The 22,699-nt window shown below is 49.4% G+C and carries 18 protein-coding genes; 17 read left to right on the top strand and 1 reads right to left on the bottom strand.

Going from position 1 to position 22,699, the window contains the following annotated elements:
• Window positions 1–178: 178 nt before the first annotated feature.
• The 7 genes from B2952_RS09335 to B2952_RS09305 all read left to right on the top strand — a co-directional run bounded on the left by B2952_RS09335 (window position 179) and on the right by B2952_RS09305 (window position 10,727).
• Entirely contained in the window at window positions 179–943 is a 765-nt protein-coding gene (locus B2952_RS09335; RefSeq protein ID WP_290734875.1) for a DUF2971 domain-containing protein, read from the top strand.
• Between the two features lie 46 nt (window positions 944–989).
• Window positions 990–3,089, top strand: coding sequence for a type I restriction-modification system subunit M (locus B2952_RS09330; RefSeq protein WP_290734873.1), 2,100 nt, complete (start codon window positions 990–992; stop codon window positions 3,087–3,089).
• Window positions 3,090–3,092: 3 nt separating this feature from the next.
• The gene (locus tag B2952_RS09325; protein ID WP_290734871.1) at window positions 3,093–3,995 is read left to right on the top strand and encodes an AbiJ-NTD4 domain-containing protein; all 903 of its coding nucleotides are present in this window, start codon (window positions 3,093–3,095) and stop codon (window positions 3,993–3,995) included.
• Window positions 3,988–5,226: a restriction endonuclease subunit S gene (locus tag B2952_RS09320; protein ID WP_290734870.1), complete on the top strand. Its 1,239-nt coding sequence runs from the start codon at window positions 3,988–3,990 to the stop codon at window positions 5,224–5,226. Before B2952_RS09325 ends, B2952_RS09320 begins: the two co-directional genes overlap by 8 nt.
• A 159-nt stretch (window positions 5,227–5,385) precedes the next feature.
• Window positions 5,386–6,822, top strand: coding sequence for an AAA family ATPase (locus B2952_RS09315; protein WP_290734868.1), 1,437 nt, complete (start codon window positions 5,386–5,388; stop codon window positions 6,820–6,822).
• Window positions 6,819–9,953: a type I restriction endonuclease subunit R gene (locus B2952_RS09310; RefSeq protein ID WP_290734866.1), complete on the top strand. Its 3,135-nt coding sequence runs from the start codon at window positions 6,819–6,821 to the stop codon at window positions 9,951–9,953. The genes B2952_RS09315 and B2952_RS09310 overlap by 4 nt, the downstream gene beginning before the upstream one ends.
• A gap of 12 nt (window positions 9,954–9,965) precedes the next feature.
• Complete coding sequence (locus B2952_RS09305) at window positions 9,966–10,727, top strand: hypothetical protein (RefSeq protein ID WP_173382324.1); 762 nt, start codon at window positions 9,966–9,968, stop codon at window positions 10,725–10,727.
• A 235-nt stretch (window positions 10,728–10,962) separates the two neighbouring features.
• Here B2952_RS09305 and B2952_RS09300 read toward each other — a convergent pair whose 3' ends face one another.
• Entirely contained in the window at window positions 10,963–11,535 is a 573-nt protein-coding gene (locus B2952_RS09300) for an HD domain-containing protein (RefSeq protein WP_173382325.1), read from the bottom strand.
• A gap of 143 nt (window positions 11,536–11,678) precedes the next feature.
• Here B2952_RS09300 and cysT point away from each other — a divergent pair, with 143 nt between their 5' ends.
• The 10 genes from cysT to B2952_RS09250 all read left to right on the top strand — a co-directional run bounded on the left by cysT (window position 11,679) and on the right by B2952_RS09250 (window position 22,630).
• The gene (gene cysT, locus B2952_RS09295) at window positions 11,679–12,509 is read left to right on the top strand and encodes a sulfate ABC transporter permease subunit CysT (RefSeq protein ID WP_290734863.1); all 831 of its coding nucleotides are present in this window, start codon (window positions 11,679–11,681) and stop codon (window positions 12,507–12,509) included.
• Complete coding sequence (gene cysW, locus B2952_RS09290) at window positions 12,509–13,351, top strand: sulfate ABC transporter permease subunit CysW (protein WP_097035163.1); 843 nt, start codon at window positions 12,509–12,511, stop codon at window positions 13,349–13,351. The genes cysT and cysW overlap by 1 nt, the downstream gene beginning before the upstream one ends.
• Before the next feature lie 87 nt (window positions 13,352–13,438).
• A complete protein-coding gene (locus tag B2952_RS09285) occupies window positions 13,439–14,497 on the top strand; it encodes an ABC transporter ATP-binding protein (RefSeq protein WP_290734862.1) in 1,059 nt (352 codons plus the stop codon).
• 123 nt (window positions 14,498–14,620) lie between these two features.
• Window positions 14,621–15,847, top strand: coding sequence for an O-acetylhomoserine aminocarboxypropyltransferase/cysteine synthase family protein (locus B2952_RS09280; protein WP_290734860.1), 1,227 nt, complete (start codon window positions 14,621–14,623; stop codon window positions 15,845–15,847).
• A gap of 49 nt (window positions 15,848–15,896) precedes the next feature.
• The gene (locus B2952_RS09275; protein WP_290734859.1) at window positions 15,897–16,754 is read left to right on the top strand and encodes a 4Fe-4S binding protein; all 858 of its coding nucleotides are present in this window, start codon (window positions 15,897–15,899) and stop codon (window positions 16,752–16,754) included.
• 9 nt (window positions 16,755–16,763) lie between these two features.
• Window positions 16,764–17,141, top strand: coding sequence for a M67 family metallopeptidase (locus tag B2952_RS09270; protein ID WP_290734856.1), 378 nt, complete (start codon window positions 16,764–16,766; stop codon window positions 17,139–17,141).
• Between the two features lie 158 nt (window positions 17,142–17,299).
• A complete protein-coding gene (gene moeB, locus B2952_RS09265) occupies window positions 17,300–18,778 on the top strand; it encodes a molybdopterin-synthase adenylyltransferase MoeB (RefSeq protein ID WP_290734854.1) in 1,479 nt (492 codons plus the stop codon).
• A gap of 90 nt (window positions 18,779–18,868) precedes the next feature.
• Window positions 18,869–19,834, top strand: coding sequence for a family 2A encapsulin nanocompartment shell protein (locus B2952_RS09260; RefSeq protein WP_073115771.1), 966 nt, complete (start codon window positions 18,869–18,871; stop codon window positions 19,832–19,834).
• Window positions 19,821–21,566, top strand: a complete 1,746-nt coding sequence (locus tag B2952_RS09255; protein ID WP_290734851.1) for a SufS family cysteine desulfurase — start codon at window positions 19,821–19,823, stop codon at window positions 21,564–21,566. The genes B2952_RS09260 and B2952_RS09255 overlap by 14 nt, the downstream gene beginning before the upstream one ends.
• A 104-nt stretch (window positions 21,567–21,670) precedes the next feature.
• A complete protein-coding gene (locus B2952_RS09250; protein ID WP_072810166.1) occupies window positions 21,671–22,630 on the top strand; it encodes a serine O-acetyltransferase in 960 nt (319 codons plus the stop codon).
• Window positions 22,631–22,699 lie beyond the last annotated feature (69 nt).

Raw genomic sequence — 22,699 nt, 5'->3', positions numbered from 1 at the left:
CATAGCAAAAATCCTCGCTCTTCGGAGCGGGGATTTTTTTGCGGATTCTTTTGTTTCTCAAGGTAAAGACCTGCTTTTAGCCGAACAGTTTGTGGACGAAATTTTCGTCCGCAAAATTTTCACATTTGTAGTAGTTTTTTATACATTTATAAGGGTCTGTTAAAACTATCTTGAAAATATGCCCGTAAGTACGCTGTACAAATATCTTGATTTTGAAGGCGGTCGGCTGATGCTGAAATACCGTACGCTTCAGTTTACCAATGCTACAAAATTCAACGATCCGTTTGATTGTCACCCGGACTTATTCGACTTTTCGAACGCCCCAAAGAACGCGCGAAATTGGCCTCCAGCAGAGTTTGTTTCGCAGATGGAATATACACACATGAAAAACTACAGGGAACAAACTTGGATTTGTTGCTTGTCAAAGGTGTGCGATTCGTTACTGATGTGGGCTTACTACAACAACCACAAAGGCATTTGCGTTGGTCTAAATCTAGAAGCTGTTTTACGGAGTTGCCAGGATAGGTTTATTGGTCTATCGGCACCTCAAAAGGCTTACGAAGTCAAATATAGAGATATAAATGATAAACCTGATTACTTTAGAGATAGACCTTCGCCATCAGATATGTTGTTGACCAAAGCCAAGGTTTGGGAACACGAACAAGAGATGAGGTTGATTGCGGAGGATCCACATTGGGTTGGCTCTGCGTATGACGTCCCAAAAGAATTTTATGAAGAAGAATCCATTGACGGAAAAGAAATACGCCATTATCCCAGAATCACCCCGGATTGCTTTGAATCGGTTTATCTCGGCGTAAATATGTTGCCGCGCAAAAAGGAACAAATCATTGAAATTGCAAAGAAATTGAACCCGAATATCGGTATTTATCAAATAATTCTTGACCCCAAAGCGCTCAAGCTCAAGCCCGTTCTCGTAGAATAGTCTCATTTTTATTTACTTTTACCCTTGATACAGCAAAGGATTTTTCATGCCCAAGAACAAGGTCATCGACATCGTTTTTGACGATTCCCCGGTAGATGTTTCGACTGAAGTCAACTTTATTTGGTCCATCGCGAACACGCTCCGCGGCCCTTACCAGAGCGACAAGTACAAGGATGTCATTATCCCGATGGTGATTGTCCGCAGGTTCGAATGTGCGCTTGCAAAGACCAAGGCGAAGGTTGTGGCGCAGTTCAAGAAAAATCCGAACTACCCCTACAAGGCGATGTGCAAGATTTCGGAATTCCAGTTCTACAACACGAGCGAATACACACTCTCCGAACTTTTGAACGATTCCGAAAATATCGCGGCCAATTTCAAGAGCTACCTGAACGCGTTCTCGCCGAACGTGCAAGAAATCATCATGAGCAATTCGTCGGGCCTCGATTTCGAAAAGCAAATCGACAAGATGGACAAGCACAACCGCCTTTATGGTGTCATTAAGAAGTTCTCGGAGTTGGATCTTGACCCGAAAACGATAGACAACGTAAAGATGGGCTACATTTTCGAGGACCTTATTCGCAGATTCTCTGAAAACGCCGAGGCGGGCGACCACTACACGGGCCGTGACATCATCAAGACGATGGTGAACATTTTGCTTGCCGAGGGCTGCGACGACATTTTCGAAGATGGCAAGGTGATTACGGTGTGCGACCAGGCCTGCGGTACGGGCGGTATGCTCTCGACGACGGAAAACTTCGTGAAGCGCTTCAACCCGACAGCAGACATCCGACTCTTCGGGCAGGAGGTGAACCCGGAATCTTACGCGATTTGCCTTGCCGAAATGCTTATCAAGGGGCAGAACGCCGAGAACATCCGCCTGCAAGATACCATGAAAGCGGACAGTTTTACAAATACCAAGATGCGCTTTATGGTGGAAAACCCGCCGTTTGGCCAGCCGTGGGGCGGCAAGGACGCCGCCGAAGGTGTCGAGGAAGCCGTTTACAAGGAAAAGAGCAAGGCGAACAGCCGCTGGGGTGCGGGTTACCTGCCTGCTACTGGCGATATGCAGCTATTGTTTATCCAGTCGGCGGTTGACAAAATGGACGACCTTTGTGGGCGCGCGGCCATTATCGAGAACGGTTCCCCGCTGTTTACGGGCGGCACGGCCTCGGGCGAATCACAGATCCGTCGCTGGCTTCTGGAAAACGACCTGCTCGAAGCGATTATCGCGCTCCCCACAGACCTTTTCTACAACACGGGTATCGCGACCTACATTTGGGTACTCTCCAAGAACAAGAGCAAAAAACGCCGTGGCAAGGTGCAGCTCATCGACGCAAGCGGGATATACCACAAGTTGCGCAAGAGCCTTGGAAACAAGCGAAACGAGATTACACCCGAAGATCGCAAGAAGATTACGGAACTGTATGCAAACTTCGAGGAAAATGAACTTTGTCAGATTTACGATAATGAAGAGTTTATGTACCGCGAATACGTGGTCAAGCAGCCGCTGCAGCGCAGTTACGCCATCGACGATGAACGCATCGAGAACCTGGTTGTGTCGGGTGCGTTGAACACGGTCTATGACGAAGCGAAGGTGAACGAGCTTGAAAATTCCGAAGAGGAACTTTCCGCCAAGGAAGAAAATCTCCTTAAAAAACTGAAGGCGGGCAAGCCCCTTTACGATTCCATCATGGAAACGCTGAAGGCGAATACTGGCAAGAAGAAGTTTATGGAGCCGGTTTCGTTTATGGCGCGTTTGTCGGAGCTGCTCCCCGATGTGGACAAGAAGTTGCTCGACAGGATTGCGGAAGGCCTTTCTGCAATGGACAAGGACGCCGAAATCCAGAAAGACAAGAAAGGCAACGTGCTTTGGGATAACGATTCGAAGGATACCGAAATTGTCAAGTACACCGAAAGCATCGACGATTACATGGCTCGCGAAGTGCTGCCGCATATTCCCGACGCAAAGGCTTTCTTTGAAGAAGACGTAAGTGCCAAGAAGCCTATCGTGAAAACAGGTGCCGAAATCCCGTTCACTCGGTATTTCTACAAATATCAGCAGCCCAAGGCGAGCAAGGACTTGGCGAAGGAATTTGTAGAACTCGATAAGTCTGTGAACAAGCGCATTGCAAAACTGTTTGGGTAGTATATGGCTGAACGTGTAAGTATGATTCATGTCCGTAACGGATTTAGCGAGGCTCATGGAATGGGCTCTTGCAATACGCAGATGCAGATTGATGATTTGGATGATAGAACAAGGAATATTTTGTTCAACATTATTTCCGTGAGTCTCTACAGATATTTTAATCGTGATAAATTTTATGATCGATATGGGAGCCCCTTATATAATCAAGAAAATCAATTGTGTCAACTAATTTTCACATATGTATTAGGAATTAGATTCAATGCATCTCTTCATTACGATATGCACAATTTAATTCCCTATATAGAAAAAATCATTTCTAACGCTCCTTATAATGAAGTTTTTGATTTGTTGGAAAAACTTTATACTTATCACTATCATGATATACAGCAAAAAGAGCCTATTGATCAAATAATAAATAGCGTTTTTGAACAGGAATATGTAGGATATCGCTTTGTTGATGGTCGGATTGTTCCTATTACAGATGAAAACGAAATTAAGTCTATTGAAGATGCGTGTAGCGGCGAATTTGAAGGACCGAGAACACATATAAAAAAGGCTGTAGGATTTATTGCAGATAGAGAACATAAGGATTATAAAAATTGCATCAAAGAAAGTATTTCTGCGGTAGAATCAATTTGCTCGATTATTGTTGGCAACGATAAGGCGACTCTCCCTGATGCACTTAAAATTCTTAAGAAAAATAATTTGAAAATTCATCCCGTTCTTGAGGTAGCCTTAATTAAACTATACGCTTATACAAGTGATGAAAATGGTATTAGACATGCCGAAGGACTATTCGAGAATGATGTCACTTTTGAAGAAGCCGAGTTTATGCTGGTGAGTTGCTCTGCGTTTGTGAACTATTTGACTGCTAACTATGGTAAGGTTGGGGGCAAGCATGCGTAAGATGAAGGATAGTGGTCTTGATATTGTTGGCCAAATGCCAACCGAATGGGATTTTATTCGGTTGCGTTATTTGTGTGATATAACGACTGGCGATAGTGATACTCAAGATGCCGATCCTGATGGCGAATATCCTTTTTATGTCCGTTCTCCAATAGTAGAAAGAAGTACAAAGTTTACATTTAACGGAGAGGGAATTTTAATGGCTGGTGATGGCGCGGGCGCGGGCAGAGTCTTTCACCATGCGCTTGGAAAATATGCCGTTCATCAAAGAGTTTACCGCTTATATAATTTTAAAGTGAATTCAAATTTCCTTTTCTATTACATTAGTAACTTGTTTCCTTCTGTGATGGATAAGGGAAGTGCCCAGTCTACAGTTCCGTCCGTTCGTTTGCCAATGCTCTTGAATTTTGAAGTTTGTTTCCCTCCTCTTGCAGAGCAGCAGAGGATTGCGGATTTTTTGGATGAGAAGTGTGGCGAGATTGATTCGATTTGTTCGGATATTCAGAAGCAGATTGACATTTTGAACGACTACAAGAAATCGGTCATTACCGAAGCCGTTACCAAAGGTCTCAATCCTAAAGCCAAATTAAAAGACAGCGGCATCGAATGGATCGGCAAAATTCCCGAAGGGTGGGTTACCCGACGTTTAAAAGAACTTGGGAAAGTAAGAAATGGCTTGACTTATTCCCCTACGGATATCTGCGATTCTGATGAGGGATATTTAGTATTACGGTCTTCTAATATAAAAGATGGTAAGTTATCTTTCGAAGACAATGTTTTTGTTTCTTGTCGAATCCCGCATGAATTGATTGTTCAAAAGGGTGACATCCTCATTTGTTCAAGGAATGGAAGCCGAAAACTTATTGGTAAAAACGCAATTATTGAAGACATTGGTAATGGGCGTATTACCTATGGTGCTTTTATGATGATTTTTAGAACTAAATATCCGAAATACATTTATTACATATTAAATTCAGGAATCTTTTCGTATTATCTTGGATCTTTTTTTACTTCAACAATAAATCAGTTGACGGGTTTTGATTTTGGAAATATGGCCGTTCCTTTTTGTACAGATGACGAAGAACAGAAGGCTATCGCCGACTATCTTGACGAAAAATGTTCCGAGATCGATGCGACCATCGCCGATAAGCAGCGTCAGCTCGAAACCCTGGACGAATACAAGAAATCCCTCATCTTCGAATACGTCACCGGCAAAAAGGAAGTTTCCTAGAAATAGCAAGATTTCCAAAATCTCATAAAAATTTGCAGATTTGGGAAATTATCCGTAGTTTTTAGCATATATTTTCCCAAATCTCGTAAAAAATATCACTTTTGGGAAACTATTGGTCCGATTTTTGAGTATATTTAGGGAAACAGCATGGGGATGCCGATGAACCTGATTGGAAGAAACCGCGAAATAGGGGAACTCGACCGTTGCTTAAAAAGTGACCAGTCGGAGTTCGTTGTTGTTTATGGCCGTCGCCGCGTAGGCAAAACCTTCCTTGTAGAAGAGTTCTTTAACCGTCAATACGACTTTTCTTTTGTCGGTGGTCATAACCTGCCCGTAAAAAAGCAGTTGCGAAACTTTGCAAAGGCCATCAAGCATTACGCGCGTTTGCCAAAATTGCCAGAGTTTGCCGATTGGTCCGAAGCATTCGATTCGTTAACCGGATGGATCGAGTCGCAATCCAGCGACCATAAGAAAGTCATCTTTTTTGATGAAATGCCGTGGATTGACACCCCAAAATCGGATTTTGTCGAAGAGTTCGAAAACTTTTGGAATGGTTGGGCCGCCCGCCGCAAAGACATTTTGTTTGTTGCAACGGGCAGTGCGACCAGCTGGATGATCGATAAGCTCGTCGAGAACCAGGGCGGGTTGCATTGCCGCATTACGAACAGCATCTATCTGAGCCCCTTTACGCTTTACGAGTCGGAACAATATCTCCGAGCCAGAAGGTGTGCATGGGATAGATACCAGATTCTCCAGGCATACATGATTTTGGGCGGAGTCCCGTTTTACTGGAGTCTGCTGGACACCCGCTTGAGCCTTGTCCAGAACATCGACCGTCTTTTTTTCCGCAAGAACGCTTTGCTGAAAATAGAATTTGACGAACTCTACAATGCGTTATTCTCCCATGCGGAATACTATATACAAGTGGTGCAATTGCTTGCCAATCACAAAGAGGGCATGACTCGTTCTGAAATAGGGAAACAGGTCCATTTCGATGGAAAAATGTTGACAGTTGTGCTGAAAAACCTTGAACGATGCGATTTCGTTTTGCGTTATAGTCAGCTCGGCAACAAGGTCAAGGACGCCATCTACCGGTTGTCTGATTTTTATACGCTCTTTTATTTCAAGTATGTGCAGGCGAATAACTCCCTTGATGAACAATGGTGGAGCAAGCACTTCAACTCGCATAGCGTAGAAAGTTGGCAGGGGCAGACTTTTGAACTAGTCTGCATGACTCATGTCGATGCCATAAAGCAGAAACTGGGCATTGCCGGCATAGCGACGGAAGTTTCCGCTTGGAGATACGTTCCCAAAAACGATTCTGAAAAGGGAGCCCAGATTGACATGGTCATTTCGAGGGCGGACAGGGCGATAAACCTGTGCGAAATGAAGTTCGCTTTGGGCAAATATCAGGTATCTGCAGATTACGCCGACTTCATTCGCGACAGGGCTGAATTGTTCCGAACCAAGACGAAAACTAAGTATGCCGTCGTACCAACAATGGTGACTACCTACGGTGTTGCCGAAGGCGCAAACAGCAGCGTTGCACAACAAGAAATCACAATGGAAGATTTGTTCAGGGGGAATACGCTATGAAGTTCTCTATCAATGAACGTTACGATTATCAGCGCGGAATCCTCAATTACCTGAAAGAGCATAACGGCTACCGTGTGCGCACGAATGAGAACTTCGATCGCCGCTTTGCGATAGATGGCGAACTGCTCGTGGAGTTTTTGACCAAGACGCAGCCCAAGAAAGTCGAAATGCTCCGCAAGATGTTCAAGGGCGATTTCGAGGAGACGCTGTTCAACTGCTTCAACCGCGAGGTGACCCAAAAGGACGGCAGCCTGATTGCGACCCTCAAGCACGGTTTCGACATTGCGAACCAGCACCTGGACTTGATGTATAGCAAACCCGCTACGGGTTTCAATCCGGAACTTTTGAAGAAGTTCCAGGAAAATATTTTCTCGGTGGCCGAAGAAGTCGAGGCGAGCGACAAGGAACGCATTGACCTGGTGATATTCCTGAACGGGATTGCCATCATGTCGCTTGAACTCAAGTCCAATCCGCAGGGGCAAAATTATTCGCATGCCATTGAACAATATCGCACGGAACGCAACCCCAAGACGCGGCTTTTCTTGTTCAAGTCGGGCGTTCTGGTGAACTTCGCGATGGACCTGAACGAAGTCTATATGACGACACGGCTCGAAGGCGAAACGACAACCTTCTTGCCGTTCAATATGGGCGATGGCAACGGAGTGGACGCTGGCAAGGGGAACCCCGTTTGCGAAGACGAATACCCCGTGCACTACATGTGGGAAGATATCCTGACCAAGGATACGATTCTCGACTTGATTTCGCGCTACATCTTTATCCAGGTCGAAGATAAGGTGGATAGCGAGACCGGAAAAAAGACGAAGAAGGAAACAGTCATATTCCCGCGATACCATCAGTTGGATTGCCTGAGAAAGATCCTTGCCGATGTGGGCGAAAACAGGTCTGCGTTCAATTACCTGATTCAGCATAGCGCGGGTAGTGGCAAGACAAATACCATCGCGTGGCTTTCGCACAGGTTCTCTTCGCTGCACGACAGTGACGACAAGCAGATTTTTGACAACGTGGTGGTGGTGACTGACCGCGTGGTGGTCGATAGACAGTTGCAGGCGGCTATCAGCGGAATCGAGCACAAGTCCGGGCTTTTCAAGCCCATGAAGGACGACTGTACTTCGGACGATTTGCGCAAGGCGCTCGAAGGAAACACGAAGATTATTGCGACGACAATCCAGAAATTCCCCTACATTGTAGATTCGGTCGCCTCGCTCAAGGGGAAGACTTTCGCCGTCATTATCGACGAGGCACATTCCTCTACTGCGGGCAAAAATATGGCTGCCATTACCAAGGCTCTCGGCAAGGGGGCTTCGGCGGGTTCTGCGGCCGACGGCGAAGATGAAATCGACGTAGAAGATTCCATTGTCGATGAAATCAACAGGAACGGCAAACAGGATAACGTGTCGTTTTTCGCGTTTACGGCGACTCCCAAGCCCACGACGTTGCAGCTGTTCGGGCGCATCAACAAAGATGGCCACAGCGAAGCGTTCCATACATACTCAATGAAGCAGGCGATTGAAGAAGGCTTTATTCTGGACGTATTGCAGAACTACATCACCTATAAGACGTTCTACCAGGTCAACAAGGCTATTCAGGATGACCCGACCCTGGAAACCAAAAAGGCGAAACGCCAGATTGCCCGTGCGGCGGAACTGCACGATACCAATATCGCCCAGCGTATTGAAGTGATTGTGGAACATTTCCGATCTATCGTGATGGCCGAACTGGACGGCAATGCCAAGGCGATGGTCATTACGGGTTCGCGCCCGGAAGCGGTCAAGTACCGATTGGCTTTTGACGAATACCTGAGCAAGAGGGGCTATAGCGATATCAAGGCGCTTGTCGCATTCTCGGGCAAGGTGAAGTTGGACGATGTGGAATACACCGAAGCCAAGATGAACGGTTTTTCCGAAGACAAGTTGCCTGAAAAATTCGACAAGGACGGATATCAGGTGCTGCTTGTGGCGAACAAGTACCAAACGGGTTTTGACCAGAAGAAACTTTGCGCAATGTACATCCTCAAGAAATTGCGCGGAGTCAACGCCGTGCAGACACTTTCGAGACTCAACCGCATTTGCGCCCCGTATAAAAAGCAGACCTTTATTCTCGACTTTAAGAACGATTACGAAGATATGAAGGCGGCGTTTGCTCCGTATTACACCTCGACATTCCTTGCCAACTCGGTAAACCCAAGAAATATCTACGAACTCGAAAAGAAGATTGATGCCTATGGCATTATCGATTACGATGACGTAATGAAATTTAACGAGTGGATGTACAAGGGGTTGATGGACAAGAAGAAGGCTGAAATCAACAGCCTGCTTGTGCGTGCGCAGAAATTCGTTGACAAGTATGAACTCGAAGAACAGCTGGAATTTGTCGCGCTGTTGCGCAGTTTCGTGCGTTTCTATGAATTCATGATTCAGGTGACGAATTTCAGCGATGTTGACTTGCACAAGAAATACAATTTCATTGTCGCTTTGCTTGCATACCTAGATATCCGCCAAGCGGGTAACGGTTTCTCGCTGAAGGGGAAAATCAAGATAGGGAACTTTGTCCAGAAAAAGGATGAAGAACATAAGGCCCCGAATTTAGTTTCTAAACCGTTCCTGAAATTGCCTATTGCCGAAAAATTCGGCCTCACCGAAGACAAGAAGCAGAAACTGTCCGAGATTATCGCAGAAATCAACAGCAAGAACGGAACTGCGTTTGATACCGACGTTGCCGTGAAGGCCGCTTTGCAGATTCGCGACATCATGATGAAAAACGAGAACCTCAAGAAGAGTGCGGCATCCAACACGGAAAAGGATTTCGCTTTCCCGTTCTACGACAACATCGATGATGCGTTGATTGAAGGTCTCGATCAGAACGAAAGTTTCTTCTCGCTGCTCTTGAACAATAATGAAATCAAGAAAGAAGTTCTCGGCATATTCATGGGCGAGATTTACAAGAGCCTAAAGAAGAAAGCCAAAGAAGCGGATGAAGCGGTGAATGCTACGGCTAATGAGGATGTCGCAGGGCGCATTTATAAAATGCCGAAGCAGAAAGATGAGTTTGGCGATATGCCGATGGCCGCGGAAAAGAACAAAGGAAAAAAAGATTATACTACAAAGGGGTAAAGGAGGCGTCGCATGTCAGGAATTATTGTTGCGTTGATTGGTATTTGTGGGACAATATTGGGCACACTAATAGGCGGCATTTCCACGCATCTGCTTCACTATAAGAATCGCAAATCCGAAGAAACCAAAATAATAAACGAATCGATACACTACCTTCTAGAGGTTTTCTTTCTAGTTAATCGTCTAAATTTCGAAAAGATGATAGATGCTTATGTAGATTATTACCTTCAAGAAATAAGGAAAATCTTCCCTAAGATGGATGACGATTCAATCGAAAGCATAAAAAAACAATTCTATCCTCAATTGAAAAATACAATTGTACCTCTTTCTCAGAAATATTCTTTTGAGAAATTAAAAGAGTTAGAGAACGACTACAAGTCTATGCTTGATAAACTGTCAATAGTTTTGCCTGTTGACGCATATTACTTAAGGGGAAAAAATGATGTTAAAAGTCTTTTAAATTTACTTTCGGATTATTTAAAAGAAGTTGAATTTACCGGTATCGAAAAGGAAGACGTCTTGCGCAATCTTATAAGCAACATGCAATCTTCTTTGACCACAAAAGCCATAGATGAATATGCCGATGGTATAAAAAAAGAATTAATAGTGTTGTTGAGTAAAACTGATCGCTACAATCGTAAAATAGGCAAGAAAACCATTGACGATATTGTTTCTACAATGCTTACTGAAGACGAAAAACGAGAGATAAATACGTTGATAGGATCTGTTTTAGAGCAAATAAAAAAAGATGCCGCAAAAACGACAGTTTCGTAGCTTTTTGCGTTAGGGATAGTGACCCGTAAGGGCGGAGACTTGCGCTATTTGGTTCTAGATGGCGGATCGAGTCCGCCATGACGCAAAGCAAGGCTCCGGGAGCGAAGCGAGTATAGCCCGACCCGGCGAGGGTAAACGAGCCGGGGAACGCCCATTTTTTGTCGTTTTTTACCCCGACATTTACACCGACAAATACCCCGACAAATGTGTTTTTCATTCCGACATTAATCCGACATTATGCCCCGGCGTTCCCTGCCAGGCCGATTTCTGCGGCGTGTTCACGCATGCCCTCGATGCAGATGGCGGCGACGTCTTTCACGTCCATGCCGAGCAGGGTGCAGCCTTTCAAAATGTAGTCGCGATTGCATTTGGCGGCGAATTTCTTGTCCTTGAACTTCTTCACGAAGCTTTTCACTTCGAGGTCCAGAATGCCGTTGGGGCGCATTCTCGCGCAGGCCTGGATGATTCCGGTGAGTTCGTCCACGGTGAACAGGCTCTTTTCCATGTTCGTCCTGGGTTCCACCTGGTTCACGATTTCAAAACCGTGTGCCAAAATGGCGCGCACGTCTTCTTCGGAAACGCCCTGCGCGAGCAGTTCCTTTTCGGTGTGCTGCAGGTGTTCTTCGGGGAATTCCTGGTAGTCGTAATCGTGCAGGTAGCCCACTGCCTGCCAATGTTCCACGTCTTCGCCAAAGTGCTTGGCCATGGCTCCCATGGCGTAGCACACGTTGAGCGAATGGATGACCAGCGATTCTTCGGTCACGTGGCCCTTGTTGATTTCTTTTGCGCGTTCAAGTGTCAAACTCATCTAATGCCTCCAAATTTTCAGTGGTAATATAAATATTTCAAATTTCAATTGCATCCCCGTTTGTTATAGAAAAAATTGATAATTCAGCATAATTATTAAGTATTGGACACGCGTGAAATCCCGTTCTATATTTGGCGACGCTTATGAAAAGAAAGAGTGTTGTCATACCGGGCTTCGGCCTTACAACAGGGGTGACCCTGGCGATTTTGAGCGTGGTGGTGTTGATTCCGCTTGCCTCGCTAGTCGTGTTTTCGGCCCAGATGAGTGCGAGCGAGATTATCGACGTCATTACGCGGCCGCGCGTACTGTCTAGTTTTAAAGTGAGTTTCTTGACGGCTTTTGTCGCCTCGCTTATCAATGCGGTGATGGGCGTGATTCTCGCCTGGGTGCTGGTGCGTTACACGTTCCCGCTCAAGCGCATCGTAGATGGAACGATTGAGCTCCCGTTTGCGTTGCCTACTGCGGTGGCAGGCATCGCGCTTACGGCGCTCACTGCGGATACTGGACTTGTAGGCGGCTTTTTTGCGAATTTCGGCATCAAGATTGCGTTTACGCGCATCGGCATCACGGTGGCGCTCGTGTTTATCGGCATTCCGTTCGTGGTGCGTGCGGTGCAGCCGGTGCTCGAGAAGCTGGACCCCGCCTACGAAGAGGCTGCGGGGGTGCTGGGCGCAAGCCGCATGCGGATTTTCTGGAAGGTCATCTTGCCGGAACTGATTCCCGCCATCTTCACGGGTTTCGGGCTTGCTTTCGGGCGCTGCCTCGGCGAATACGGTAGCGTCGTGTTTATCGCTGGCAACATGCCCTTCGAAACCGAAATCGCACCGCTCATCATCATGTCGGAACTCCAGGAATACGACTATTCCAGCGCGACGACGATTGCCCTCGTGATGTTGGTGGCTTCGTTCATTACGTTGTTCCTGGTGAACGTGGTGCAGAACAGGAACGCCAAGATTCTCAAGGGAGGTAGCTAATGAGTACTGCTATACAGGGTGGACTTCATCGCGATACGAAGGGTTCTAAGCTGGTCAGGTATTCGCTGATTGGCATAAGCCTTCTTTTCGTATTCCTGATGCTTATTCTCCCGCTGATTACGGTGATTACCGAAGCGTTCAAGCAAGGTTTTGCAGTGTACAGCAAGGCGGTTGCCGACGATTACACCATCAAGGCGATACTCCTTACGCTAGAGGCTTCGTTCTTTGCGGTCGCCATCAACACGGTTTTTGGCTTGTGTGCCGCCTGGAGCCTCACGAAGTTCAAGTTCAAGGGCAAAAAGATTCTCGCGACGCTCATCGACTTGCCGGTGACGGTTTCGCCGATTATCGCGGGTCTCATTTTCTTGCTTACGTTTGGCCGTCAGAGCCCGATTTTCCCGCTGTTGCAGGATGCCGATATCAAGATTGTCTTTGCGGTGCCGGGAATCGTGCTTGCAACGATTTTCGTGACTTTCCCGTTCATTTCGCGCGAACTGATTCCGGTGCTGGAATCGCAGGGAACCGACGAGGAAGAGGCCGCGGCGCTGATGGGCGCGAAGGGCTTCACGATTTTCAGGCGCATCACCTTCCCGCATATCAAGTGGGCGTTCCTTTACGGCGTCGTGCTTTGTGCGGCGCGCGCCATGGGCGAATTCGGTGCGGTGTCTGTCATTTCGGGCCACCTGCGCGGAAAGACGAACACGCTCCCGCTCCATGTGGAAATCCTTTTTAACGAGTTCCAGTACGTGCCTGCGTTTGCGGTGGCGTCGATACTGGTGATGCTTGCCATTCTCATTCTGGTTGCAAGAAGCGTCATTGAACATAAGGGAAGAAAGAAATAGCCTTGAAAATTAGATCCCCGTGATTCTATCGGGGCTTTGCCCCTCCAGAATGACAGCGGGGATGACGATTGTGAAATAGGAGATTTTATGTACGTCGAACTCAAACATATCAACAAGCATTTCGGAAATTTCAAGGCCTCGGACGATGTGACTGTCGGCATCGAGAAGGGGAAACTCATTGGCCTTCTGGGCCCGAGCGGTTCGGGCAAGACGACGATTCTCCGCATGATTGCGGGGCTCGAGAACCCGGACAGTGGCGAAATCATCATCGACGGGAAGGTCATCAACGATGTGCCCGCGAGCAAGCGCGGTATCGGTTTCGTGTTCCAGAGCTACGCCCTGTTCCGCTACATGACCGTCTTTGACAATGTGGCCTTCGGTTTGAAGATTGCGAAGAAGCCCGCAAATGAAATCAAGGAACGTGTCCACGAACTCTTGGAACTGGTGGGCCTTTCCGGGCTCGAGAAACGTTACCCGAGCGAACTTTCGGGCGGGCAGCGCCAGCGTGTTGCCTTCGCGCGTGCGCTCGCTCCCAATCCGCAGTTGCTCCTGCTCGACGAACCCTTTGCCGCTATCGACGCGAAGGTGCGTCAGGAACTGCGCAGTTGGCTCAAGGGCATGATCCAGAAACTCGGCGTCACGAGCATTTTTGTGACCCACGACCAGGACGAGGCCATCGAAGTCGCCGACGAAATCATCATCACGAACAGGGGCCGCATCGAGCAGGTAGGCACGCCTTACGAGGTCTACAGCAACCCGAAAACCGCCTTTACGGCATCGTTCTTCGGGCAACCTAGCATTTTCAAGGACTATAGTAATTTCCGCCGTTTTGACGTTCTCGAAAATGCAGAGAACGCGATTGTGCGCCCGGAATTCGTGAAGGTCACCAAGAAAACTGAAGTGCAGAAGTACAAGAATTCTGCAGAAGAAGGCGTCGTGGAAGAAGTGGATTTCCGTGGTTACGGTATCGAACTGCGCGTCCGCGTGAACGGGGTCTTGCTTACGGCGCGGCGCTCCTTCGATCAGCCGAGAATCAAGGTGGGCGAGAAGGTGGATGTGTTCATCTATCGCATGTTCGTGACTCAGGGCGATACCGCGACCCTGCTCGAAAACAAGTCGCTGCGTGAGCCGGTGGTGGTGATTTAACGAACGGATGCGGCTTTGTTATAGAAAAAACTGATAATTCCGCATAAAAATTAAGTATTGGACGGGGTTGAAATCCCGTTCTATATTTGGCTGCGGATAAAAAAATGTACGGAGACATGCTGAATGGAATTCAATACTGCTTTATTGCACCAGAATTTTGGTAGTGACCGATGTAGCGGTTCTACGCTTGCGCCGATTTATCAGGTGAGCGCCTTTTCACAGGATTCTGCCGAAAAACTCGAAGCCGTGTTCAACAACAAGGCTCCAGGTTTTGCGTATACGCGCATCGCGAACCCCACGAACGATTCCTTTGAACGCCGAATCGCGTCGCTCGAGAAGGGCATTGGCGCGGTGGCCTGCTCTTCGGGCATGGCCGCGGTGACGATCTCGCTTTTGAACATTTTGCACGCGGGTGACGAGGTGATTGCGAGTGCCGGGCTTTTTGGCGGCACTATCGACCTGTTCCACGACCTGGAGGCGTTCGGCATCACGACGCGGTTCGTTACCGAAGTGACCGCCGAAAGCGTCCGCGAGCAACTGAACGAAAAGACTAAGGCGGTGTTTACCGAACTTATCGGGAACCCGAAACTGAATGTCGTTGACCTGAAGGCCGTTGCGGATGCTGCCCACGAGGGCGGTGTCCCGTTTATCGTCGATAGCACGACTGCAACCCCGTACCTTGTGCATCCCTTCGATTTCGGCGCGGATATCGTGGTGCATTCGTCTTCGAAGTATATTAACGGCAGCGGTTCTGCGATTAGCGGTCTCATTGTTGATAGCGGGAACTTTCCTTGGGATTACGCCCGCTACAAGGGCCTCGAGGAATACAAACGTTTTGGCAAGTTCGCCTACATTGCGAAACTGCGCAACGGAATCTGGCGCAATGTGGGTTGCTGCGTTGCTCCCCAGACATCTTTCCTGAATTCGCTCGGGCTCGAGACTCTCGGCCTGCGCATGGATCGCCTGTGCAGCAATGCGCTGCAACTCTCGGAATTTTTGCAGGGCTTTGATGGCATTTCTGTCAACTATCCGGCCCTGAAAAGCAGCCCCTATTACGACCTGGTGCAGAAGCAACTTGGCGGCAGGGGAGGCGCAATCCTCACGATTGATGCGGGCACGAAGGAAAGGGCGTTCAAGCTGATTAACGGGCTCAAGTACGCCACCATCGCCACCAACATCGGGGATATCCGCACGCTGGTGATACACCCGGAAAGCACCATCTTTACGCACAGTTCCAAGGAACAGAAGGAACATGCGGGAATTTTCGAAGGGACTATCCGCGTGAGCATCGGTATCGAGAATATCGAGGATCTGAAGGAAGATTTCGAACAAGCGATTAAGAAGATTTAAACGGAGATGCCCGCCTTCTCGGGCATGAAAAAAACGGAGACACAAAAATATGGCAACGGATTATGCAACTCTTAAAAAGGGCGGTTGGATGCGCCAGAAGCAGAAGAACAACTTCTCGCTGCGGGTGCGCGTCGTGGGCGGAAACCTGACCGCTACCCAGCTCGCTAAAATCGCGGAAGTCGCCGACAAGTACGGCGAAGGTTACGCTCATTTGACCTCCAGGCAGAGCGTCGAAATTCCGTTCATCAAGCTCGAAAACGTAGAAGACGTGAAGGCGGCCCTGGCCGAAGGCGGCGTGGAACCGGGCGTTTGCGGACCGCGCGTGCGTACCATCACGGCGTGCCAGGGTGAAGCCGTTTGCCCTAGCGGATGTATCGACACCTACGCGCTCGCTAAGGAACTCGATGACCGCTATTTTGCCCGCGAACTCCCGCACAAGTTCAAGTTCGGCGTGACCGGTTGCCAGAATAACTGCCTCAAGGCCGAAGAAAACGACGTGGGCATCAAGGGTGCCATCAAGGTCAAGTGGCTCGAAGACAAGTGCATCGGCTGCGGGCTCTGCGCAAAGACTTGCCGCAAGGGAGCCATCAAGGTCGAAAACAAGAAGGTCATCTTCGACGAATCGCAGTGCAACTTCTGCGGTCGCTGCTACAAGTCTTGCCCGACGGATGCCTGGGAAGATACCCACGGCTACATCGTCTCCTTCGGCGGGCTTTTCGGCAACAATATCAACAAGGGCGAAACGATTATCCCCTTTGTCGAGGACAAGCAAAAACTACTGGACATCTGCGATGCGGCCATCACGTTCTTTGCCGAGAACGCGAAACCCGGTGAACGCTTCAAGTACACCATCGACCGCATCGGTCGCGACGTGTTTGCGAAGAAAATCCTGGAAGCGAGTGTCTAGCGTTAAGAAATGAGCTGGCGGCAACGTATTGCAGAAGAGGCCCGGCAAAGTTATCCACATGAATGTTGCGGGATTTTGCTCGGGAAAAACGCCCCGGATGGCAAGTTCGAGGTGACGGAAATACGTGCTTTGCCTAACCGGATTCAGGGAGAGGGGAGAGGGACGCATTTCGAGGCGGACCCTCTCTTTCTTTACCAGGTGGAGCGGGAAATCGAGGGAAGCGGGCTTGAAATAGTCGGTTTTTACCACTCGCATCCCGATTATGAGGCAATCCCGTCCAGGGAAGATGCCAAAAACATGGTCCCTGGGCTTGTTTACGTGATAGTTTCCGTGACAAGGGAGGGGATTGCCGACATCAGAAGTTATAAAAATGATATCAAATGCTGACAAGGCTTTGCCGTTATAGGCGTTATAAATAAAACCGATAATTCCGCATAAAAATTAAGTATTGGACATAGGCAAAATCCGGTTCTATATTTCGCGTTGAAAATAATCCTGTTGGTTATTTTGTTCAAAAAGCCACTTTTTTTTGTACGGAGGAAAAAGTGAAAATATACATCTCGGCTACCCTTAGAAATTTTTTTGGTAGGAATGCGCGGATTGAAATTCCCGCGAGTACGGTCAGGAAGGCTCTCGCCATCCTTTTGGACATGTATCCGGATGCCAAGAACGTCCTTTACGATGATGGTGGAAAATTACGGAATTTTATCCAGATTTATGTCAACGGCAAGAACCTGACGGTGGAAACCCTCTGGGAAACGCCGCTTCCCGAAGAGACTGAAATCCTGTTGTTGCCTGCGATTGCGGGCGGAGCGCCTGTTGATCAATCGCAGAACGCTGCGGTCGAAAGTCTCATTTCGGACGAGAGGCGCAAGGAAGTCGCCTTCGATGACAACGAGGTGGAACGCTTCGGCAAGCACCTAATGCTTAAGGAAATCGGCGTGAAAGGCCAGAAGCGCATCAAGGCGGCCAAGGTCGTTGTCGCGGGTGCGGGCGCGCTCGGTTCGCCTGTAATCCAGTACCTAGCCGCGGCGGGTGTCGGGACCATCAAGGTCATCGATTTCAACGAGGTTTCGCTCGAAAACCTGCAGAGCCAGGTGCTTCACGGAACCCGCGATATCAAGCGTCCGAAAGTCGCCTCCGTTAAGGACAAAGTAAAGAATATCAACAAGAATATCGAACTTATCGCTGAGAAGGTGCAGCTCGATTCTTCGAATATCCTGGAACAGATTGACGGTTACGATTTGGTGGTCGACTGCTCCGACAACTACAAGGCTCGCTACCTCATTAATGATGCCTGCGCGCTGCACGGCATTCCCGTCGTGTTCGGCGCGATTTACCAGTTCGAGGGCCAGGTGGGCATTTTCAATCTGGACGGCGGACCGTGCTACCGTTGCCAATTCCCGTCGCCTCCTCCGTCGGGGCTCATTCCTTCCTGTTCCGAAGGTGGTGCGATCAGTCCGCTTCCGGGCATTGTGGGGAGCATCCAGGCCAACGAGGCGCTCAAATTGCTTCTCGGTATCGGCGAGCACCTGAACGGAAAACTCCTGCATATTGATAGCCTGTACCTGACCTCGCGAATTTTGAAGGTGGAACGCAACAGGAACTGCCCTATTTGCGGGAGCAACCCGACGATTACCGATGTCGAGGAAATCGATTACGATGAACTTTGCGGGCTCAAGACCGAAAACGAAATTCCGGTGGAGGGCTTTACTCCCGAAGAACTCGCGAAGAAGATTGACAATGGCGACCCGATGACTATCGTGGATGTGCGTGAGCCGCATGAGCGCGCGATTTTGCGCTTCCCGAACGCCATTGTGATTCCCATCGGGCAGCTGGCCCGCAGGCAAAAAGAACTGGACCCGAACAAGGATACGGTATTCATCTGCAAGCAGGGCAAGCGCAGCATTCTCGCCATCAACACCTTGCGCGAAGCGGGCTACACGGGGCCGCTCTACAACCTGAAGGGCGGCGTCGATGCCATGAAGGACATCATGTTCTCGCACGAAGGGGCATGGCTGTAAAATTTTTTCTTGCAAAATCCTACAAAACAGATAGGAAACAAAACTTTATAGAACTGCAACACTTAACACAAACCCAAGAGGTAAACCACTATGGCAAATGAAGCTACAGAAAAGAAAACCGGCATCAATGCGCTTGGCGCAAAGGCTGCCTACAACCTGGCGAACGTCACCAAGACCAAGCCGCAATTTGGTGCGCTGACTCCCAAGTGGCTCACCAAGTTCCTTGAATTCAAGGGTCTCGAAACGGGCCTGTTCCGTGTGAACAAGGTCGTGGAAGGCGAAACCCCGCTCGATGTTCTTTGCAGCCAGACCAAGAAGACCGACATTATTCCGGAAGGCTACGTCGAATACGAAACCGAACCGCGCGAATACAAGCTCAATTCCATCTCTACGATTATCAACGTGAACACGGCTATCGAAGATGTTTACAGCTCTCCGTACGACCAGGTTCAGGAACAGCTTGGCCTCGCTATCGAATCGCTCCGCGAACGTCAGGAAAGCCTGCTTATCAACAACGACGATTACGGTCTGCTGAAGAATGTGGCTGATTCCCAGCGCATCCAGCCGCTCCGCGCCGATGGCCGCCCCACACCGGACGATCTCGACGAACTCATTTCGAAGGTCTGGAAGGAACCGTCCTTCTTCCTCGCTCACCCGCGTGCCATTGCCGCATTCGAACGCGAATGCACCCGCCGTGGCGTGCCGCCTGTTGTTGTCGATATCGCCGGTGGCAAGTTCCTCACCTGGCGTGGCATTCCTCTCGTTCCGACCGACAAGCTCCTCGTGGATGGCGTGAAGAACCCGAAGTCCCAGGGTGGCAAGACCAATATCTTGCTCGTGCGCACTGGCGAAGCCAAGCGCGGCGTGATTGGCCTCTTCCAGGCCGGTCTCAAGAACGAACACTCTCGTGGCCTTTCCGTGCGTTTCCGCGGCATCGACAACAAGGGCGTTGCTTCTTACCTGCTTTCCCTGTACTGCTCTGCGGCTATCCTTGCCGACGATGCCATTGCAGTTCTCGAAGACGTAGAGGTTGGCGAATACTATGATTACGAATAATCCAGATACCAGATCGCTGGAAGAGCTCGCCGGAGTTCCCAATGCGGCTGAACTGGAGCAGTTGGCAAATGAGTACTTTCCCGACCTGACGGACAGTGCTTATGCTGCAACTCCCGCGGCACCCGAAGTGCAGAACGCTTCGGCGGCTCAGGGAGTGAGCGCCGCCCAGGGGGCTGCTGCCATCAACCAGACTCCCGCATTCGACTGGGAACATCCGTTTGCGACTTATGGCGACCAGCCGACTTCTTCGGCTCCGTTCGCTTATGGCGGCAATTCTAGCGATACATGGCTCAACTCCGTGGAAGCCCCTGCGGTTCCCGAAGCGGAATTTGTGTCGCAGTTCGGCGATGTTCCGGCGGCTCCCGCACCGGCACAGGGTTACTCCCCGAAGGTCGTGTCCAAAACGCAGGCTGCACAGAACGCTCGTCCGATAGACGCTCCGACTTCTCTCGGAGGCGATTCCGTGAACAAGGCCGGCAACGCTAACAGCGGCTCCAATTCCCGCAACGAATCCATCCGCATCGGTTCCAAGAATCTTGCGCAAATCCGTAGCGACTTCCCGATTCTTTCGAAGCAGGTCAACGGGCATCCTCTCGTTTGGCTCGATAACGGTGCTACGACGCAGCGCCCGCAGGTGGTGATTGACCGTCTCAAGTACTACTACGAAAACGAGAACTCCAACGTGCACCGTGGTGCCCACACGCTCGCGGCTGCATCGACGGATGCCTACGAAAACGCCCGTAACATCGTGCGCGACTTTATCGGGGCCCCGTCTTCGCAGGAAATCGTGTTCGTGCGCGGTACCACCGAGGCAATCAACCTAGTGGCTAACGCTTACGTGAAGCCGACGCTCCAGCCGGGTGACGAAATCATTGTCTCCATCCTGGAACACCACGCGAACATCGTGCCGTGGCAGCTCATTGCCGAAGAAACGGGTGCGATTATCAAGGTGATTCCGTGTGATTCTACCGGCCAGCTCAAATTGCACGATTACGAGGCACTGTTCACCAAACGCACCAAGTTCGTTTCCGTGACGCATGTCTCGAACGTGCTCGGTACGGTCACCCCGATCGAGGAACTCATCGCCATTGCCCACAGGCACGGCGTGAGAATCCTCATTGATGGTGCACAGTCCATCGCGCACATTCCGGTGAATGTTTCCGCCCTCGACGCAGACTTCTTCGTGTTCTCTGGACACAAGGTGTTTGCCCCGACCGGTATCGGCGTCGTTTACGGCAAGAAGGAATTGCTGGAAGCGGCTCGCCCGTATCACGGTGGCGGCAACATGATTGCCGATGTGACGTTCGAACGCACGATTTACAACGGAATCCCGAACAAGTTCGAAGCGGGAACCGGAAGCATCGCCGACGCTGTTGGCCTCGGTGCTGCGCTCCAGTATCTCTCCGAAATCGGGATGCCCTGCGTGTTCCGCTGGGAACATGAACTGCTGCAGTATGGCCTCAAGGAACTGAAGGCCGTCAAGGGTCTGCACCTTGTAGGTACGGCACTCAACAAGGCTTCTGCTCTCGCCTTCAAGCTCGACGGTTATTCCGACGAAGAAGTGGGCAAGAGGCTCGATGCCTACGGTGTCGCTGTACGTACAGGTCACCACTGCGCACAGCCGGTGCTCAGGCATTTCGGTTACGAAAGTACCGTTCGCCCGACGCTTGCGCTGTACAACTCTCCGGACGACATCGACGCACTCGTGAGGGCGCTGAAGACGTTCGCATAGGTTAGACGAAAGACTAAAGACGATAGACGAAAGATGTAAAAAAATCCTTTCGTCTTTCGTCTATAGGCTCGTAGAGCCGTTCTATCGTCTTTATTGGAGCACTCATGCACGAACTTATCCAGGAATCAGAAGTCGAAAAAGCTGTCCAGACGATTTTTGCCGATTACAATCGCGGCAAGCATATCGACAACATTGACATCTATAATCGACCCGACCAGGCCGAGATTCAGACGATTTTGCAGAACCTGATCCGTGTGGTTTATCCCGGACATTTCAGGGACCGCTCGCACAAAATTTACAACCCGAAGAATAGCTTCGCGGTCATTATCGAAGATACTTTTTACCATCTCCACAAGCAGGTGGCCATCGCTCTTGATTATTGCAAGCTCCGTGGTACCATGACTTCGGACGAGCGCAAGATTGAAAGCTACCGCATCTGCAAGGAATTTTTTGCGAAGATTCCTTGGATTCGCGAATGTCTTGAAACCGATTTGCATGCCGCTTTTGATGGCGATCCTGCCGCTGGGTGCCTCGACGAAATTATCCTTGCGTATCCGGGCCTTATGGCGACAACGATTTTCCGCATTGCCCATGAACTTTACCTTTTGCACGTTCCGGTTCTCCCGCGGCTCATGACTGAGTATGCGCATTCCAAGACGGGAATTGACATCCATCCGGGTGCATCCATCGGCAAGTACTTCTTTATTGATCATGGTACGGGCATTGTGATTGGTGAAACTGCGGTTATTGGCAATAACGTGAAAATTTATCAGGGCGTGACTCTCGGTGCGCTCTCGACGCGCGGGGGCCAGCGCCTCTCCGGCAAAAAACGTCATCCGACAATTCAGGACAACGTAACCATTTACGCGAACGCATCCATTCTAGGCGGCGATACGGTTGTAGGCGAAAATGCCATTATCGGTGGCAGTGCCTTCATCACGAGTTCTGTCGCGCCCAATACCCGCGTGAGCATGAAGAGCCTCGAAATGGACTACGTTTCTACCGATAAGCAACACAAGACGGAAGAAATTACCCAAAGCGAGGAGTGGTACTACATTATATAATCATAAGATGGCAACTTGCTATAGAAAAAACTGATAATTCAGCATAAAAACAATGTATTGGACGCGTGC

Source organism: Fibrobacter sp. UBA7003 (assembly GCA_002449765.1).
Lineage (GTDB): Bacteria > Fibrobacterota > Fibrobacteria > Fibrobacterales > Fibrobacteraceae > Fibrobacter.
This window is presented reverse-complemented; position numbering and strand designations above follow the sequence as displayed.

Bases quoted from the DNA above. Each gene is read 5' to 3' on its own strand.
- B2952_RS09320 (WP_290734870.1), top strand. From the start codon at position 3,988: ATGCGTAAGATGAAGGATAGTGGTCTTGATATTGTTGGCCAAATGCCA.
- B2952_RS09300 (WP_173382325.1), bottom strand. From the start codon at position 11,535: ATGAGTTTGACACTTGAACGCGCAAAAGAAATCAACAAGGGCCACGTG.
- B2952_RS09325 (WP_290734871.1), top strand. From the start codon at position 3,093: ATGGCTGAACGTGTAAGTATGATTCATGTCCGTAACGGATTTAGCGAG.
- B2952_RS09270 (WP_290734856.1), top strand. From the start codon at position 16,764: ATGAGCTGGCGGCAACGTATTGCAGAAGAGGCCCGGCAAAGTTATCCA.
- B2952_RS09280 (WP_290734860.1), top strand. From the start codon at position 14,621: ATGGAATTCAATACTGCTTTATTGCACCAGAATTTTGGTAGTGACCGA.
- B2952_RS09255 (WP_290734851.1), top strand. From the start codon at position 19,821: ATGATTACGAATAATCCAGATACCAGATCGCTGGAAGAGCTCGCCGGA.
- B2952_RS09310 (WP_290734866.1), top strand. From the start codon at position 6,819: ATGAAGTTCTCTATCAATGAACGTTACGATTATCAGCGCGGAATCCTC.
- B2952_RS09250 (WP_072810166.1), top strand. From the start codon at position 21,671: ATGCACGAACTTATCCAGGAATCAGAAGTCGAAAAAGCTGTCCAGACG.
- B2952_RS09260 (WP_073115771.1), top strand. From the start codon at position 18,869: ATGGCAAATGAAGCTACAGAAAAGAAAACCGGCATCAATGCGCTTGGC.
- cysT (WP_290734863.1), top strand. From the start codon at position 11,679: ATGAAAAGAAAGAGTGTTGTCATACCGGGCTTCGGCCTTACAACAGGG.
- B2952_RS09285 (WP_290734862.1), top strand. From the start codon at position 13,439: ATGTACGTCGAACTCAAACATATCAACAAGCATTTCGGAAATTTCAAG.
- B2952_RS09330 (WP_290734873.1), top strand. From the start codon at position 990: ATGCCCAAGAACAAGGTCATCGACATCGTTTTTGACGATTCCCCGGTA.
- B2952_RS09305 (WP_173382324.1), top strand. From the start codon at position 9,966: ATGTCAGGAATTATTGTTGCGTTGATTGGTATTTGTGGGACAATATTG.
- B2952_RS09335 (WP_290734875.1), top strand. From the start codon at position 179: ATGCCCGTAAGTACGCTGTACAAATATCTTGATTTTGAAGGCGGTCGG.
- B2952_RS09315 (WP_290734868.1), top strand. From the start codon at position 5,386: ATGAACCTGATTGGAAGAAACCGCGAAATAGGGGAACTCGACCGTTGC.
- cysW (WP_097035163.1), top strand. From the start codon at position 12,509: ATGAGTACTGCTATACAGGGTGGACTTCATCGCGATACGAAGGGTTCT.
- B2952_RS09275 (WP_290734859.1), top strand. From the start codon at position 15,897: ATGGCAACGGATTATGCAACTCTTAAAAAGGGCGGTTGGATGCGCCAG.